This is a genomic window from Actinocorallia lasiicapitis (assembly GCF_054778695.1).
The window spans coordinates 1-928 of sequence record NZ_BAAGZI010000808.1 but is presented as its reverse complement, the minus strand read 5'-3'; the positions used below and the strand labels follow the sequence as shown (position 1 = coordinate 928).

The following is a 928-nucleotide window of genomic DNA, read 5'->3' as shown; positions in this document are numbered from 1 at the left end:
TCCGCTGCTGGAGTCGGGCAAGCCCGAGCTCGACCGGCGCACCGAGCTGCTCGCGCTGGTCCAGCAGGCCGGCACCGAGCTCTACCTGGGCCATCGCGACGCCTCGGCCACGGTCGCCGCCGCGCTCGCCGAACCCCAGGACCCGCAGGTCAGGTTCGACCACAATGGACCGGTCTATCTGAAGCACCGCTGGCTGCTGGTGGCCGACCGGCTGGAGGAGGCCCGCAACGAGCTGCGCACCATGGTCTATGTGGTGCGCCAGCGCGGCGCGGCCGAGAGCCTGTGCGCCGCGCTGTACTCGCTGTCGCAGGTCGAGGCGGTGCGGGGCCGCTGCGCACGCGCCCTCGATCTGGCCGCGCAGAGCCTGCGGGTCGCCGAGGACACCGGGATGAGCCAGGGCCCCGCCTGGTACGCGACGGCACTGGCCGAGGCGGCGGGCGGCGACCTCGACCGTGCTCTGACGGCCGCCGAGAACGCCCAGTCCCGCACCGACGACGACGGCGACATGATCTTCCTTCCGCGGACTCTGCACGCCGAGGGCCTGGTCAGGCTGTTGCGCGGGGAGGCGGCTCAGGCCGTCCCGGTGCTGCGGCGGCTGCGCGTCGTGGAGTCGGAGCAGGGGCTCGGCGATCCGGCGATGCGCCGCTGGCATCCCGATCTGGCCGACGCGCTCACCGCGATCGGCCGTCCCGCCGAGGCGCTGGCCTTCCTCGACCAGACCAGGACCCGCGCGGCCGCCTTGAACCGGCAGTCGGTGCTGGCCTGCGTCGACCGTTCGACCGCGCTGGCGCTGCTGTCGGGCGCGCCGTTCGCGCGTGCCGAGACGGTTCCGCCGGGGCCGCCGGGCGCGAGTTCCGGGGCGCAGGCCGTCCGGCTGCTGGAGGGGGCGGCCGAGACGCTGCGCGGGCTCGGTTTCCAGGTCGAGCAG

The 928-nt window shown here is 74.8% G+C and carries 1 protein-coding gene; it reads left to right on the top strand.

The features are described 5' to 3' along the window. Positions 1 to 928: hypothetical protein (locus tag ACYVE7_RS34745; RefSeq protein WP_460370897.1), on the top strand; the 928-nt coding region annotated here is incomplete at both ends.